This is a genomic window from Actinomadura sp. 6N118 (assembly GCF_044326415.1).
GTDB lineage: Bacteria > Actinomycetota > Actinomycetes > Streptosporangiales > Streptosporangiaceae > Spirillospora.
This window is the reverse complement of record NZ_JBIRAZ010000002.1, coordinates 739,777-754,874: the sequence shown is the minus strand read 5'-3', so window position 1 is coordinate 754,874 and position 15,098 is coordinate 739,777. Positions and strand designations below refer to the sequence as shown.

The window sequence follows — 15,098 nt, the reverse complement described above, 5'->3', positions numbered from 1 at the left end:
TCCAGGTCTCAGTCGCGGACCGCGATGGCGTCGCCGATGCGGTGGACCCGGAGCGCGTTGGTCGAGCCGGCGGTGCCGGGGGGCGAGCCCGCCACGATCACGACGCGGTCGCCCTTCTGGACCTGGCCGGTCTCCAGCAGGCCCTGATCGACCTGGCGGACCATGTCGTCGGTGTGGTGGGCGTGCGGCACGATGAAGGTCTCGACGCCCCACACGTGGGCGAGCTTGCCGCGCACCCCCGGCACCGACGTGAACGCCAGCAGCGGGATCGGGGAGCGGTAGCGGGACAGCCGGCGGGCGGTCTCCCCCGACATCGTGAACGCGACGAGGGCCTCGGCGCCGATGATGGCGCCGACCTCGGCGGCGGCACGGGCGATCGCGCCGCCGATGGTCTCGGGGATGCGGTCGAGCGCGTGCGTGGCCTGCAGCGACGCCTTCTCGGCCGTGGTGACGATGCGGCTCATCGTCTCGACCGCCTCGATCGGGTACTGCCCGACGCTGGTCTCGCCGGAGAGCATCACCGCGTCGGCGCCCTCGAAGACCGCGTTGGCGACGTCGGAGGTCTCCGCACGGGTGGGCCGCGGGGCGGAGATCATCGATTCGAGCATCTGGGTGGCGACGATCACCGGGCGGGCCTTCTCCCGGCACAGCTCGATGGCGCGCTTCTGGACGATCGGCACCTCCTCCAGCGGGAGCTCGACGCCCAGGTCGCCGCGGGCGACCATGATGCCGTCGAACGCGGCCACGATCTCGGGCAGCGCGGCCACGGCCTGCGGCTTCTCGATCTTGCCGATGAGGGGGACGCGGACGCCCTCCTCCTCCATGATCCGGTAGCAGATCTCGGCGTCCTCGGGCGTGCGGACGAACGAGAGGGCCACCATGTCGACGCCGAGCCGCAGCGCCCAGCGCAGGTCTTCCTCGTCCTTGCCGGTGAGCGCGGGCACGCTCACCGGGACGCCGGGCAGGTTGAGGCCCTTGTTGTCGGAGACCATGCCGCCGACCGTCACCCGGGTGAGCACGCGCGGGCCGTCGACCTCGGCGACCTCCAGCGCCACCCGGCCGTCGTCGATGAGGACGGTGTCGCCGGGGCTGACGTCCCCGGGCAGGCCCTGGTAGGTGGTGGACACCTCGCGGCGGTTGCCCGGGATGTCCTCGGTGGTGATGGTGAACTCGTCGCCGAGCGTCAGCCGTACCGGGCCGTCCGGGAACCGCCCGATGCGGATCTTGGGGCCCTGCAGGTCGGCCAGGATGCCGACGCCGCGGCCGGTCGCCTCGGCGGCGGCACGCAGGCGGTGGAACACCTGCTCGTGGACGGCGTGCTCGCCGTGGCTCATGTTGAGCCGGGCGACATCGATGCCGGCCTCCACGAGAGCATGGATCTGCTCGGGGCTGGAGCAGGCGGGGCCGATGGTGCTGACAATCTTCGCTCGACGGGTCACGTGCACAACGCTACTTAGTTACCAGCCAGTACGGATATTCGTGCAGGATGCGGTCGCTCAAGATTCACGTACTGGTCTAGGTCAGAGGTCTAGACCATAGATGAGAATGTGACCTGAATCACCTTCAGCCCTACCGTTTGAAGACCTCGACGGCCGCCTGGCAGAACGCCTTCAGGTCGTCGGGCTTGCGGCTGGTGATGAGGACGTTCGGGCCGTCCTCGCAGATCTGGACCTCCTCGTCGACCCACGTGGCGCCGGCGTTGCGCAGGTCGGTCTGGAGGCTCGGCCACGAGGTCAGCGTGCGGCCGCGGACGACGTCGGCCTCGATGAGAGTCCAGGGCGCGTGGCAGATCGCCGCGACCGGCTTGCCCGCGTCGAAAAAGGCCTTGGTGAACGCCACAGCGTTCTTGTGCATGCGCAGGAAGTCCGGGTTGGCGACGCCGCCGGGCAGCACCAGCGCGTCGAACTCCTGCGGCCGCGAGACGTCCACGGTCGTGTCGACCGCGAAGGTGTCGGCCTTGTCGAGGTGCTCGAACGCGTGGATGCGGCCGGACTGCGTCGAGACCAGCCGGGGCTGCCCACCTGCCTGCTCGACGGCCTTCCAAGGCTCGGTGAGCTCGACCTGCTCGACGCCCTCGGGCGCGCAGAGGAAGGCGATGGTCTTGCCCTGCAGATCGGTGGCCATGGCGGATTTCTCCCCTTCTAGTCGGTTTCGACTGCTACCTACGCCCTGCCCACCGGCGGGAGTGGTATGCAGGAAGGGTGAATGCCAGCCGTTATCTTGAACGTCCCCCTCCCGCGGGAGTCGGGCTGGCCTGCATATGGCACCACGAACTCCCGGACGGCTCGGACGCGCCGTTCGAGCAGCGCGTCGTCCCCGACGGATGCGTGGACCTGATCTGGTGGAGCCGGGACGCCCGGATCCAGGTCGCCGGCCCCGACACCGGCCCAGCACTGGCGAGGCTGGAGCCCGGCGACCTGCTGATCGGCGTGCGCTTCAAACCCGGGATGGCCCCGCCCATCCTCGGCGTGCCGGCCGACGCCGTCCGGAACGGGCGGCTGCCGCTGCGGGACCTCTGGGGGCCCGACGCCGACCGCCTGGGCGAGGCACTGGCCTCGGCCGACGACCCGGCGGAGGCCCTGACCGAGGCGGTGATGCGGCGGAGCGCCGAGTCCGAGCCCGCCGACCCCATCGTGGTGCCGCTCCTGCGCAACCTGGCGGACCACCCCGTCAGGGGAGCCGCCGACGCACTCGGCCTGGGCGAACGGCAGTTGCGGCGGCGGGTCCAGGCGGCCTTCGGGTACGGGCCGAAGACGGTCCAGCGGGTGCTGCGCTTCCAGAGGGCGCTCAAACTGGCGTACAAGGGCACCCCACTCGCGGATGTCGCGTACACGGCCGGGTACTCCGATCAGGCACACCTGGCGCATGAGGTGCGCGAGTTGGCGGGCGCCCCGCTGACCGCCCTGCTGGATAGCCCCGCGTCAGGCCCGAGCACCCTCTGACCCGGGCGCCGGCCGGTCAGCCGTCGTCGCCGTGCCTGCGCGCGGGGGCCTCGGGCACGGGCGGTATGAATCCCGGGCGGAGACGGCGAGGCAGCGTCGCGACCACGACGTCGTACGCCTGGTCGATGAGCCCGCAGACCTCGTCGCCCTCCAGCTCCCCGTTCAGCACCACCGTCACCCAGTGCCGCTTGTTGAGGTGGTAGCCGGGCAGGACCGTGCCCGGGTACTGGGCCTGGAGGGCCTGGACCTCGTCCGGCGGCAGTTTGAGGCTCACCCTCGGCGGGTCGGCGTCCTCGCTGAGCAAGGCGAAGATCTTGCCCGCGATGCGGTAGACGGCGGGCTGGGGGCCGAAGGGGAAGTCCTCCTTCGCCTGCTCCAGCCCGAGGCAGTGCCGGGTGACGTCGTCGGGGGTGAGACGGCTCATGCGGACAGTCTCCCGTATGCCAGCAATGTCCGGAGCCGTTCGACGGTGACGAAGCCACGCCACTCCGGCTCGGTCTTGGGCGTCCAGATCAGGAAGCCGACCGTCCAGCCGCCGTCGTCCCGCTGCGCCTCCACCAGAGCGTCGAGATGGGCCTCGATGAGGTCGTCGTCGAAGAGCCGGCGGCCGAAGCCGTCCGGGGCCGACGCGTAGTCGAGCGGCAGGTGGGCGTCGCCCTCCGCCCCCGGGTCGAAATCGATGGTGGCCAGCATCGGCTCGCGGACCCGCTCGAACGCCGCCTCCGCCCGTTCCCGGTCGGGCACATGGTCGAGGAACGCCAGGATCGCGTAGATCTCGTACGGCGGCACTTCGGTCGCCTGCTCCACCCACGCCCAGCAGAAGTCGGTCGCGGGCCCCAACCACGGATGGTCTGCGCCGATCCGGTGCAACTGCCCGGCCAGCGTGCCGGTGGGAACGATGTGGCCGGGCGGGTCGTCGGGCGTCTGCCACCACGGCGCGCTGGGCGCGGCCCGCACGGTCGGCAGGACGAACGGGACACCCCCGTCAGGCCTGGTGATGGACGTCAGGTAGTCGCAGATCCTGCCCACCGCGGGATCGCCGCCGGCACCCGCCTCGTGCAGGAACTCCAGGGCGTGCTGGGCGGGGACCGGCTGGCTGGCCTCGCCGCGCAGGTCGGGTTCGATGCCGTGGCCGTAGCCGCCGTCGGGGTTCTCGTAGGGCCGCAGCGCCGTCGTGATCGCGGTGGCGGGGCCTCCCCGGAAGTGGAACGCGAACCGGTGCCGGTCGATGAGCCGCGCGTTGCGGCGCATGAAGTCCTCGGCGCGGGCGAGCCGTTCAGCGTCGATCGTTTTCACGTCCGCACGGGTTTTCATGTCAATACGGGTGTTCATGTCCACACGTTAGGAGCGCCGGCCCGTGCGGGTCTTGTAGGGAACGGACTTCGCGGGGCGGCCCGGTCATCCCAGCGGTGGATGACCGGGCCCCGAGTCCCGCACGCGGGGAAGCGGGAGTCCTTTACGCGGACAAGGCGTCCCGCGACCGACGTGGCCAAAGGCATGCCAGCGCCAGAATTAAACCTACCCTGACGGCGGAGCACAACCGCCCCCGACCAGGGATTGCAGGGTGTGGCCATGATCGGCCGCAACCGGGAAGAGTGATCATTTACGGGGGAGGCGGCGGCCTGCTTCACTGGCGTCATGAGTGACCCGATCCATGAACATGACACCGCGGCCGAGGGCCTCGAACTGGTCGCGAAAGCGGCCGCCCCGTACCTCCAGGGCCTGAAGACGCGGCTTGTCCACGACCAGGCCCGCGACGATGTCCTCGCTGACCTGGAAGGGCCCTTGCCCGAGCGGGGCGAGGGCGGGCCGGCGGCCGTGGCGGAGCTCCTGCGCATCGGCACCGAGGCCGGTACCCATGTCTCGGGTCCCCGTTTCTTCCACCTGGTCACCGGCGGGTCCACGCCCGCCGCGATGGCCGGGGACTGGATCACCTCGCTCCTCGACCAGGCCGCCGGTCTCTGGATCGCCTCCCCGTTCGCCACCCGTGCCGAGACGGTCGTGCTCGGCTGGCTCAAGGAGCTCTTCGGCATCCCTTCCTCCTACGGCGGCGTGCTGACCCCGAGCGCCACCTTCGCGCACGTCACCGGACTCTCCGCGGCCCGTTACTGGTGGGCCGAAAAGCACGGCGTGGACGTCAGTTCCCAAGGCCTGGCCGGACTCCCACAGATGCCCGTCTACAGCAGCGGCCTGGTGCACGTGAGCACACGCAAGGCCCTGCAGATCCTCGGATGCGGCCGGGACACGCTCCGCACGTTCGCCCGTGACGACTCCGGCGCGATCGACCTCCCCGCCCTGGAGGAGGCCCTCGCTCACAACGGCCCGGCCATCATCGTCGGCAACCTCGGAGAGGTGAACACCGGCGGCTCCGACCCGCTCGACGACCTCGCTGACCTCGCCGAACGCCACGGCGCCTGGCTGCACATCGACGGCGCGTTCGGCATGTTCGCCGCGCTGTCCCCCCGTACGGCCCACCTGGCCCGCGGGGCTGCCCGCGCCGACTCCATCACCGCCGACGGCCACAAGTGGCTGAACGTGCCGTACGAGAGCGGCTTCTCGTTCGTCCGCGACCCCGCCTACCTGTCCAAGGCCTTCGGCGCCTGGGGCGCCGCCTACCTCCCGGAGGCCGACGAGGAGCGCATCAACTACAACATGCTCGGCCCCGAGTCCTCCCGGCGCGCCCGTGCTCTCCCCATCTGGGCCACACTCCGCGCGTACGGCCGGGAGGGCTACCGCGCGATGGTCGAACGCCACCTGGACGCGGCAGCCCACCTCGGCAAACTCGTCGAGGACGCCCCCGACCTGGAACTCCTCGCCCCTGTCCAGATGTCCATCGTCTGCTTCCGCTACCGCCCGCCCGGCGTCCCGGAAAAGGAGCTGGACGCCCTCAACGCCCGCCTCGGCGCCGCCCTCCTAGCCGACGGTCGCGTCTACGCCGGAACGAGCACCTACCGCGGCATGACCGTCTTCCGCCCCGCCATGGTCAACTGGCGCATCACCGCCGCCGAAGCAGAGCAACTGATCACAGTCCTCCACGACCTCGCCCCCCGGATCACGTAGCGCAGTCATACACGTCCTGAGGGTCAGCGGGCGCCCCGCCAGGGGCCTGGTGGGGTGTGGTCTCGGGTCTCGGTGGCGGAACGGACGTCGAAGACGCGGAACCCTCGGGCCTGGTAGTTGCGGAGGGCGTGGGGGCCGTCGTTGGAGCAGGTGTGCAGCCAGACCCGTTCGGTGGGCTTGCGGTCAGCCCAGCGGGTGGCGAGGTCCCAGGCGCGGCCGGCGCCGACCGTCAGCAGGTGGCCGCCGAGGCCCTGGCCGGTGAACGCGCGGAGCAGGCCGAAGCTGGTGATCTCGACCTGGCCGTCGGGTTGCGGGTCCAGCTCGACATAGCCCGCGGGCGTGCCGCGGACGTAGGCGATCCAGGTCTCCACGCCGGGACGTTCGAGCCAGTTCTGCCACTGGTCGTACGACCACGGCAGGCGATCGGTCCAGTACCAGTCGCCGCCGACGGCGGTGTAGAGGAAGCGGCTCAGCTCGGGGCTGGGTATCTCCGCGCGGACGACGTCCAGGCGTGTCTCGGGAACGGGCGCGGGGCGCAGTTCGCCGGGCGCGCTCTGCTCCAGGTACCACGTGGTCACGTCCATCTGGCGAGTCGGCATATGGGTCCCCCCTGGACACGACTCCGCCGCGCCCCGTCGTCCGGTGGGACGCCGGGGCACGGCGGGATTTGCCGGATCAGGCTATCGGACGCGCGGTGGGCATGATCGGGTAGGGCAGGGACGTTTCGCCCATCAGGTGCTTGTCCACGCCGTGCGCTGCGGCACGGCCCTCGGCGATCGCCCACACGATCAGGGACTGCCCGCGACCCATGTCGCCTGCGGCGAAGACATCGTCGACGGTGGTCTTGTAGTCCTTGTCGCGGACCACGTTGCCGCGCTGGTCCAGCTCGACGCCGAGCTGCTCCAGGAGCCCCTCCTTCTGCGGGCCCAGGAAGCCCATGGCGAGCGTGACCAGCTCGGCCGGAATCTCGCGCTCGGTGCCCGGGATCGGCTTGAAGCCCGTCTGCGGGCCCTCGACCTCGACCAGGCGGAGGGCCTTGACGTTGCCGTCCCCGTCGTCGGCGAACGCGGTGGTGGAGACCGCGTAGACCCGGTTGCCGCCCTGGTCGTGGAGCTCCTCGTGGGCGCTCTCCATCTTGAAGAGCATGGGGTAGGTGGGCCACGGCTGGGCGTCGGGGCGGGTCGCGGGCGGCTGCGGCATGATCTCCAGCTGGGTGACCGAGGCGGCCCCCTGCCGGATCGCGGTGCCGACGCAGTCGGCACCGGTGTCACCGCCGCCGATCACGACCACGTGCTTGCCCTCGGCGGAGATCGGGGACTCCTCGTAGTCGCCCTCCTGCACCTTGTTGGAGGGCGGCAGGTACTCCATGGCCTGGTAGACGCCCTTGAGCTCACGGCCGGGGACGGGCAGGTCGCGCCAGGCGGTGGCGCCGCCCGCGAGCACGACCGCGTCGTAGCGCGACCGGAGCTCGTCGGCGGTGATGTCCACGCCCACGTTCACCGAGGTCTTGAAGTCGGTGCCCTCCGCGCGCATCTGGGCGATGCGCCGGTCGACGTGCCGCTTCTCCATCTTGAACTCGGGGATGCCGTAGCGGAGCAGGCCGCCGACGCGGTCGGCCCGCTCGTACACCTTGACGTCGTGTCCGGCGCGCGTCAGCTGCTGCGCGGCGGCGAGCCCGGCCGGGCCGGAGCCGACGACCGCGACCCTCTTGCCGGTCTTGACCGCGGGCGGCTGCGGGCGCACCCAGCCCTCGGCCCAGGCCCGGTCGATGATCTCGGCCTCGACCCGCTTGATGGTCACCGGGTCCTGGTTGATGCCGAGAACGCACGCCGCCTCGCACGGGGCGGGGCAGAGCTTCCCGGTGAACTCCGGGAAGTTGTTGGTGGCGTGCAGCCGCTCGATCGCCTCGTGCCAGTCCTTGCGGTAGACGAGGTCGTTCCACTCGGGGATGAGGTTGCCGAGCGGGCACCCCTGGTGGCAGAACGGGATGCCGCAGTCCATGCAGCGGCTCGCCTGCTTCTCGAGCTTGTCGTTGCCGAAGCTCTCGTAGACCTCGGACCAGCTCTTGATGCGCACGTCGACCGGGCGGCGCTTCGGGAGCTCCCGCGGTACGGTCAGGAAACCCTTCGGGTCAGCCATGGAGGAGTCCCCCTCTCACTTCTGCGCCGCGGCCATGATGGCCTCGTCGACGTCGAGTCCCTGCTGCCGAGCCTCCTCGGCGGCCTTCAACACCCGCTTGTAGTCACGGGGCATGATCTTGGTGATGCGCGCGAGCGCGGCGTCCCAGTCGGCCAGCAGGCCCTCCGCAACCGTGGAGCCGGTCTCGGCGTGGTGCCGCTCGACGATGTCGCGCAGGAACGCGCGGTCGTCGCCGGTGAGCGCCTCCAGCTCCACCATCTCGGGGTTGACGCGTTCGGTGACCAGGTCGAGCACGTAGGCGATGCCGCCCGACATGCCCGCCGCCAGGTTGCGCCCGGTGCTTCCGAGGATCACGGCGCGGCCACCGGTCATGTACTCCAGCCCGTGGTCGCCGACGCCCTCGACGACGGCGGTCGCGCCGGAGTTGCGCACGCAGAACCGCTCGCCCACCACGCCGCGGGCGAACAGCTCGCCCGAGGTGGCGCCGTAGAGGATCACGTTGCCGCCGATGATCTGGGTCTCGGCGGCGAACGTCGCATCCAGCGGGGGCCGCACGGTGAGGCGGCCACCGGACAGGCCCTTGCCGACGTAGTCGTTGGCGTCGCCGATCAGCCGCAGCGTGATGCCGCGGGGCACGAACGCGCCGAACGAGTTGCCGGCCGACCCGGTGAACGTGACGTCGATGGTGTCGTCGGGCAGCCCCTCGCCGCCCCACTTCTTGGTCACCTCGTGGCCGAGCATGGTGCCGACCGTCCGGTTGACGTTGCGGATCGGCAGGTCGAGGGAGACCTTGTCGCCGAACGCGATGGCGCCCTCGGCGAGCTGGATCAGCGTGTTGTCCAGCGCCTTCTCCAGCCCGTGGTCCTGCCCGGTGACCTGGCGCATGGCGGCGCCGTCAGCCAGCTCCGGCTGGTGCAGGACCGGGGTCAGGTCGAGCCCGTTGGCCTTCCAGTGGTCGACGGCCTTGCGGGTGTCGAGCATCTCGACGTGCCCGATGGCCTCGTCCAGGGACCGGAAGCCGAGCGCGGCCAGGTACTCGCGTACCTCCTGCGCCACGAACTCGAAGAAGTTGACCACGAACTCGGGCTTGCCGTTGAAGCGCTCCCGGAGCACCGGGTTCTGCGTGGCGACGCCGACCGGGCAGGTGTCCAGGTGGCAGACCCGCATCATGATGCAGCCGGAGACGACCAGCGGGGCGGTGGCGAAGCCGTACTCCTCGGCGCCCAGCAGCGCCGCGATGATGACGTCGCGGCCGGTCTTCATCTGACCGTCGGTCTGCACGACGATGCGGTCGCGCAGGCCGTTGAGCAGCAGCGTCTGCTGGGTCTCGGCCAGGCCGAGCTCCCAGGGCGCGCCGGCGTGCTTGAGCGAGGTCAGCGGCGATGCGCCGGTGCCGCCGTCGTGCCCGGAGATGAGCACCACATCGGCGTGCGCCTTGGACACGCCCGCCGCGACCGTGCCGACCCCGACCTCGGCGACGAGCTTGACGTGCACACGCGCCGCGGGGTTGGCGTTCTTGAGGTCGTGGATGAGCTGCGCCAGGTCCTCGATCGAGTAGATGTCGTGGTGCGGCGGCGGCGAGATCAGGCCCACGCCCGGGGTGGAGTGCCGGGTCTTGGCGATCCACGGGTAGACCTTGTGGCCGGGCAGCTGCCCGCCCTCGCCGGGCTTGGCGCCCTGCGCCATCTTGATCTGGATGTCGTCGGCGTTGGTGAGGTACTCCGAGGTCACGCCGAACCGGCCGGAGGCCACCTGCTTGATGGCGCTGCGCCGCAGGTCGCCGTTGGCGTCCGGAACGAACCGCCGCGGGTCCTCGCCGCCCTCGCCGGTGTTGGACTTGGCGCCCAGGCGGTTCATCGCGATGGCGAGGGTCTCGTGTGCCTCCGCCGAGATGGAGCCGTACGACATGGCGCCGGTGGAGAACCGCTTGACGATCGACTCGACCGGCTCGACCTCGTCGACCGGCACCGGCGGGCGCTCGCCCTCCTTGAGCTGGAAGAGCCCGCGGAGGGTCATCAGCTCCTCGGACTGCGAGTCGACCTTGCCGGTGTACTCCTTGAAGATGTCGTACCGGCGGGTGCGGGTGGCGTGCTGCAGCTTGAACACCGTGTCCGGGTTGAACAGGTGCAGCTCGCCCTCGCGGCGCCACTGGTATTCGCCGCCGACGTCGAGGGTGCGGTGCGCCGCCTCGTTGCCACCGGGCGGGTAGGCCTTCTTGTGGCGCTGCGCGACCTCGGTGGCGATGACGTCGAAGCCGACGCCGCCGAGCCGGGAGGTGGTGCCGGTGAACGCGCGGTCGACGATCTCGCGGCCGAGACCGATGGCCTCGAAGATCTGGGCGCCGGTGTACGAGGCGACCGTGGACACGCCGATCTTCGACATGACCTTGAGGACGCCCTTACCGTACGCCTTGACAAGATTGCGCACGCCCTTCGCCGGGTCGATGCCGTCGATGACCCCGGTCTTGATGAGGTCCTCGACGGTCTCGATGGCCAGGTACGGGTTGATCGCGGACGCGCCGTACCCGATGAGCAGCGCCATGTGGTGGCACTCGCGGGCCTCGGCGGTCTCGATGACCAGGCCCACCTGGGTGCGGGTCTTCTCCCGGATCAGGTGGTGGTGCACGGCGCCGGTCAGCAGCAGCGACGGGATGGCGGCCTTGGCCGAGTCCGAGCCGCGGTCGGACAGCACGATGATCCGCGCGCCCGCGGCGATGACCCGGGAGACCTCGGAGCAGATCTCCTCGAGGCGGTGCTCGAGGGCCTCCCCGCCGCCGTCGACGTCGTACAGACCCTGCACGACGTAGGCTTCCAGATGCGGCAGCGAACCCTCGTCGTTGATGTGGATGATCTTGGACAGCTCGTCGTTGTCCAGGATCGGGGTGGGCAGCACGAGGCGGCGGCAGGACTCCGGCCCGGGCTCCAGGAGGTTGCCCTCCGGGCCGAGCGTGGACTGCAGCGAGGTGATCATTTCCTCGCGGATGGCGTCCAGCGGCGGGTTGGTGACCTGGGCGAAGAGCTGCTTGAAGTAGTCGAACAGCAGCCGCGGCCGCTCCGACAGCACCGCGATCGGCGTGTCGGTGCCCATCGAGCCGATCGGCTCGGCGCCCGTCCTGACCATCGGAGTCATGATGATGCGCTGCTCTTCGAGCGTGTAGCCGAACGTCTGCTGGCGCTTGACGAGCGTCTCGTGGGTCGGGACCTCGCGCTCGCGCTGCGGCAGCTCCTCGAACCTGACCAGGCCGTCGTGCAGCCACTGGCCGTACGGGTGCTGGGCCGCGAGCTCGGCCTTGACCTCGTCGTCCTCGACGATCCGGCCGGCCTCGGTGTCGACCACGAAGATCTTGCCGGGCTGCAGGCGGCCCTTGCGGACGACCTTGCCCGCCGGGATGTCCAGCACGCCGGCCTCGGAGGCCAGCACGACGAAGCCCTCGTCAGTGACCCAGTAGCGGCCGGGGCGCAGGCCGTTGCGGTCCAGCACGGCGCCGACGACCGTGCCGTCGGTGAACGTGACGGACGCGGGGCCGTCCCAGGCCTCCATGAGCGTGGAGTGGAACTCGTAGAAGGCCCGGCGGGCCGGGTCCATCTCGGTGTGGTTCTCCCACGCCTCGGGGATCATCATCAGCACCGCGTGCGGCAGCGACCGGCCGCCCAGGTGCAGCAGCTCCAGGCACTCGTCGAACGAGGCGGTGTCGCTGGCCTCGATGTCGATCACCGGGTAGATGCGGGAGAGGTCGCCGGGGATCAGGTCGGACTTCAGCAGCGCCTCGCGGGCGCGCATCCAGTTCCGGTTGCCCTTGACCGTGTTGATCTCGCCGTTGTGCGCGATGAACCGGTACGGGTGGGCGAGCTCCCACGCGGGGAAGGTGTTGGTCGAGAACCGCGAGTGCACCAGTGCGATGGCGCTGCCGAAGCGGCGGTCGGACAGGTCGGGGAAGAACGGCTCCAGCTGCGGAGTCGTCAGCATGCCCTTGTAGACGATGGTCCGGCTGGAAAGGCTCGGGAAGTAGACCCGTACGTCCTGCTCGGCACGCTCGCGCATGCAGAAGACGACGCGGTCGAGCTCCAGGCCGGTCTTGCCGGCGTGGGGGCCGCCGGCGGCGGTGGTCAGGAACAGCTGCGCGAAGTGCGGCATGGCCCGCCGGGCCGCCGGGCCTGCGAAGTTGGGGTCGTGCGGGAGCTCGCGCCAGCCGAGGACGGCGAGGCCCTCCTCGACGCAGAGGGTCTCGATGTGGGCGACCGCGGCGGCGCGCTCGTCACCGTCGACCGGGAGGAAGGCGAGCCCGGCCGCGTAGGAGCCGGCCTCGGGGAGCGCGAAGTCGCAGACCTCGCGGAAGAAGGAGTCGGGGATCTGGACCAGGATGCCCACGCCGTCGCCATCGTCTGGCTCGGCACCCACCGCGCCGCGATGATCGAGGTTCTTCAGGACGGTCAGGGCGTTCTGAACGATGTCGTGGCTCTTGCGGCCGTGCAGGTCGGCGACCATGCCGACGCCACAGGCGTCGTGCTCGTTGGCCTGGTCGTACAAGCCCTGGTTAGGAGGCAGGCCTGGAGTGAGGGCAGCAGCAGCCATCAACCCTCCCGTCGTCTTCGTCGTGTCACTGGCTTCGATGTCAGTGCAGTCCGGGACGACGTTGGCCCTGCTGCGGTGTGATGACATTACATCACTGCCGGGATCATGCCCGACTCGACCAGATCGCGAAACTCCTCCGCGCTGGTCTTCTGGAGCCACCCATGAGTGGTTTAGACCAGGATACCGGGCAATTTTCCCGCGAAAACGCCCTGACCTCGGTGATCATCATCACCGGCCGAAGATGTTTAGCGGGTTAAGACGTATACCCGCAAGTAACGTGGGCTACACACAACGGACCTGAAGTGGCCTCAATGATCAAGCAATGGAGATCAAGGAACGGCGCTCAGGCGGCCTTGGCGGCGCGGCCCAGCACGGCCGGAGCCTTGCCACCCTCGATCAGCAACGACAGCAGGTCCTCGTCCTGCTCGTCGCCCGAGCCGTCCAGGTGCTGTGCCCAGGACACAACGACGTAGTGGCCCATGGCCAGCCCGCGTGCCATCCCGAAGCCCTGCCCGAACTTGTCCAGCGGGGACGTGGCGTTCAGCGGGCGCACGAAACCTCCGCCTCGCGTCTTGTCCAGCACCTCGACCATCCGGTCGGCGTGGTCCGCGCTCGCCAGGTTGAACACCGTGACGGCGAGGGCGTACCCCTTCTTGGTGTCGGCATGGAGCGTGCGCGCCGCCTGCGTGCATCCGCTCTTGCTGAGAGCGGCTGCGACAGTCCGGCCCCAGACCGCGGCGGTGCAGTCGTTGTCGAGCCGTTTGCCCTTCAGCGTCAGCTTGGCCTTGGCGGAGGACAGGGTGATCGTGGACGCGGACGAGGGGAACAGCTCCGCCGCTGTGAGCGGTGCGGCGTCGGACGACCGCTGGGCGATGCCGGAGTAGGCGTCGGCGGACGGCGAGCTGGAGTACGAGGCGGGCGCCGGCCCGCTCGCGGCCACCGGGCCCATCCGAGGAGCAGCCGGGGCCGACGCGGGCGCGTCGTCGTCCCGCCCGTTGATCACCACCATCGCCACGGCGGCCAGGACGACGACGAGGCCGAGTGCGCCCGCCGCGAAGAAGAACCATCGCGGATCGTGTCCCGGCCGGCCGCCCTGCCGCTGCCGCTTGGCGGGCTTGCCGGCCTTGGCGGACTTGGGCCTGGAGGGCTTGGCGGCCTTGGGGGGCTTGGACTTGGAGGACTTGCGAGCCCTGGGTGGCTCAGGCCTGGCGGGAGCGGGCAGCTCGTTCGCCTGGACGTCGATCGGCTCGGCCGGTGCCGGTGGGCGCGCGGGGCGCTGGGCCTGCCGGGGCGGGCGCGGAGCGCCACGTCCGGAGGCGAGCTTGCGCGGCGCACCCGCGCGGCGTGCGGATCCGCGGGGAGGTTGCTGCCGGGGACCGGGCCGCGCTCGCTGGTCTCCCGGCACGGAGCCGGGGCCGGGGCGGCCGGAACGCCGGCCGGGCTCGTCGTGGTCCACGAAGGCGCAGACTACTGCCCGGGGCGCGGTGCCGTGACCGTGCCCGCCCGGATCACTGCGTTTTCCTGGTGGGGATCAGCTCGAGCCGTCCCCACACGAAGTCGGCGGGCTTCTCGATGGCGAGGCTCGCGTCGATCATCTCGTTGAGCGAGGCGGGCTGGGCACCGCCGGCGCGCTGCACCCAGGTGAGGATCACGTAGTGACCGTAGACCTGGGAGTACGCGGCGCTGAAGCCCTTGCCGAAGGCCGGCTCGCCCGCGGCGTTCAGCGGCAGCACGAACCCGGCGTTGGTGGCGGGGTCGAGGTCGCGGACGATCTGCTCGGCGCCGTCCTCGTCGACCATGTTGAGCACCGCGACCTGGCCGAGATACCGCTTGTCCGGGCTGACGTACGAGCCGCGCGCGACCTGGGTGCACCCGTGTTCAGCGAGGTCGCCCTGCAGGCGCTGCCCCCACGTGACGCTCTTGCAGTCGGCGGACACCTGCGAGGTGGCCAGCGAGAACGCGTACGTGCGGTACTTCACGGTCTTGGCGTCGGCCGGGAACGCCTCGCCCTGCGTGACCGGACGCGGATCGGCGGTCCGCTTGGCCAGCTTGACCAGAGCCTTGTCAGCCATCTGCGGCGTATAGGCGACGGGGAGCACGCCTGGGCCGTTGGACGTCCCGGCGGCCTTCGTGCCATCGTCATCGCCGCCGGTCAGGACGACGGCGGCCACCACCGCGAGCACGACCACGACCAGCACGGCCGCGGCGCCGAACAGCAACTTGGGCTTGGGGCCGCGGGAGGCGGGCTTGTCGTCGGGCCAGAAGTCCCGTACGCCCGTCCCGTCCTTCGCACCCTTCGCCTGGGTGTCACGAGCCTCGATCACAGTCCGGGACTCTATCGGTACCCGCGCCCGTCGCGTGCCCAAAAGGGTGTTTCCTGTACGT

General features: G+C 70.5%; 11 protein-coding genes. 2 read left to right on the top strand and 9 right to left on the bottom strand.

Annotated features, from left to right (window positions below; translation table 11 throughout):
• Positions 1-8 precede the first annotated feature (8 nt).
• Together pyk and ACH34W_RS07320 are read right to left on the bottom strand one after the other, a co-directional pair.
• Positions 9-1,439: a pyruvate kinase gene (gene pyk / locus ACH34W_RS07325; protein WP_395959933.1), complete on the bottom strand. Its 1,431-nt coding sequence runs from the start codon at positions 1,437-1,439 to the stop codon at positions 9-11.
• 130 nt (positions 1,440-1,569) lie between these two features.
• A complete protein-coding gene (locus ACH34W_RS07320; protein ID WP_395959932.1) occupies positions 1,570-2,124 on the bottom strand; it encodes a type 1 glutamine amidotransferase domain-containing protein in 555 nt (184 codons plus the stop codon).
• A 77-nt stretch (positions 2,125-2,201) separates the two neighbouring features.
• Between ACH34W_RS07320 and ACH34W_RS07315 the strand changes: the two genes are divergently transcribed.
• The gene (locus ACH34W_RS07315; RefSeq protein ID WP_395959931.1) at positions 2,202-2,942 is read left to right on the top strand and encodes a helix-turn-helix domain-containing protein; all 741 of its coding nucleotides are present in this window, start codon (positions 2,202-2,204) and stop codon (positions 2,940-2,942) included.
• A 16-nt stretch (positions 2,943-2,958) separates the two neighbouring features.
• Here the strand turns inward: ACH34W_RS07315 and ACH34W_RS07310 are convergent, their stop codons facing one another.
• Both ACH34W_RS07310 and ACH34W_RS07305 read right to left on the bottom strand, forming a co-directional pair.
• Positions 2,959-3,366: an MmcQ/YjbR family DNA-binding protein gene (locus tag ACH34W_RS07310; RefSeq protein WP_395959930.1), complete on the bottom strand. Its 408-nt coding sequence runs from the start codon at positions 3,364-3,366 to the stop codon at positions 2,959-2,961.
• Positions 3,363-4,274 (bottom strand): hypothetical protein, encoded by a 912-nt coding sequence (locus ACH34W_RS07305; RefSeq protein ID WP_395959929.1) that lies wholly within the window; start codon positions 4,272-4,274, stop codon positions 3,363-3,365. The genes ACH34W_RS07310 and ACH34W_RS07305 overlap by 4 nt, the downstream gene beginning before the upstream one ends.
• A gap of 306 nt (positions 4,275-4,580) precedes the next feature.
• Here ACH34W_RS07305 and ACH34W_RS07300 point away from each other — a divergent pair, with 306 nt between their 5' ends.
• On the top strand, positions 4,581-6,002 hold the full coding sequence (locus ACH34W_RS07300; protein ID WP_395959928.1) for a pyridoxal phosphate-dependent decarboxylase family protein: 1,422 nt from the start codon (positions 4,581-4,583) through the stop codon (positions 6,000-6,002).
• 23 nt (positions 6,003-6,025) lie between these two features.
• Here ACH34W_RS07300 and ACH34W_RS07295 read toward each other — a convergent pair whose 3' ends face one another.
• The 5 genes from ACH34W_RS07295 to ACH34W_RS07275 all read right to left on the bottom strand — a co-directional run bounded on the left by ACH34W_RS07295 (position 6,026) and on the right by ACH34W_RS07275 (position 15,037).
• On the bottom strand, positions 6,026-6,601 hold the full coding sequence (locus ACH34W_RS07295; protein WP_395959927.1) for a GNAT family N-acetyltransferase: 576 nt from the start codon (positions 6,599-6,601) through the stop codon (positions 6,026-6,028).
• A 76-nt stretch (positions 6,602-6,677) separates the two neighbouring features.
• Positions 6,678-8,141, bottom strand: a complete 1,464-nt coding sequence (locus ACH34W_RS07290; protein WP_395959926.1) for a glutamate synthase subunit beta — start codon at positions 8,139-8,141, stop codon at positions 6,678-6,680.
• 15 nt (positions 8,142-8,156) lie between these two features.
• A complete protein-coding gene (gene gltB, locus ACH34W_RS07285; RefSeq protein WP_395959925.1) occupies positions 8,157-12,713 on the bottom strand; it encodes a glutamate synthase large subunit in 4,557 nt (1,518 codons plus the stop codon).
• A gap of 343 nt (positions 12,714-13,056) precedes the next feature.
• Positions 13,057-14,169: a hypothetical protein gene (locus ACH34W_RS07280; protein ID WP_395959924.1), complete on the bottom strand. Its 1,113-nt coding sequence runs from the start codon at positions 14,167-14,169 to the stop codon at positions 13,057-13,059.
• A 52-nt stretch (positions 14,170-14,221) separates the two neighbouring features.
• Positions 14,222-15,037: a hypothetical protein gene (locus tag ACH34W_RS07275; protein ID WP_395959923.1), complete on the bottom strand. Its 816-nt coding sequence runs from the start codon at positions 15,035-15,037 to the stop codon at positions 14,222-14,224.
• Positions 15,038-15,098 lie beyond the last annotated feature (61 nt).

Bases quoted from the DNA above. Each gene is read 5' to 3' on its own strand.
- ACH34W_RS07290 (WP_395959926.1), bottom strand. From the start codon at position 8,141: ATGGCTGACCCGAAGGGTTTCCTGACCGTACCGCGGGAGCTCCCGAAG.
- ACH34W_RS07305 (WP_395959929.1), bottom strand. From the start codon at position 4,274: ATGAACACCCGTATTGACATGAAAACCCGTGCGGACGTGAAAACGATC.
- ACH34W_RS07295 (WP_395959927.1), bottom strand. From the start codon at position 6,601: ATGCCGACTCGCCAGATGGACGTGACCACGTGGTACCTGGAGCAGAGC.
- ACH34W_RS07320 (WP_395959932.1), bottom strand. From the start codon at position 2,124: ATGGCCACCGATCTGCAGGGCAAGACCATCGCCTTCCTCTGCGCGCCC.
- ACH34W_RS07310 (WP_395959930.1), bottom strand. From the start codon at position 3,366: ATGAGCCGTCTCACCCCCGACGACGTCACCCGGCACTGCCTCGGGCTG.
- gltB (WP_395959925.1), bottom strand. From the start codon at position 12,713: ATGGCTGCTGCTGCCCTCACTCCAGGCCTGCCTCCTAACCAGGGCTTG.
- ACH34W_RS07300 (WP_395959928.1), top strand. From the start codon at position 4,581: ATGAGTGACCCGATCCATGAACATGACACCGCGGCCGAGGGCCTCGAA.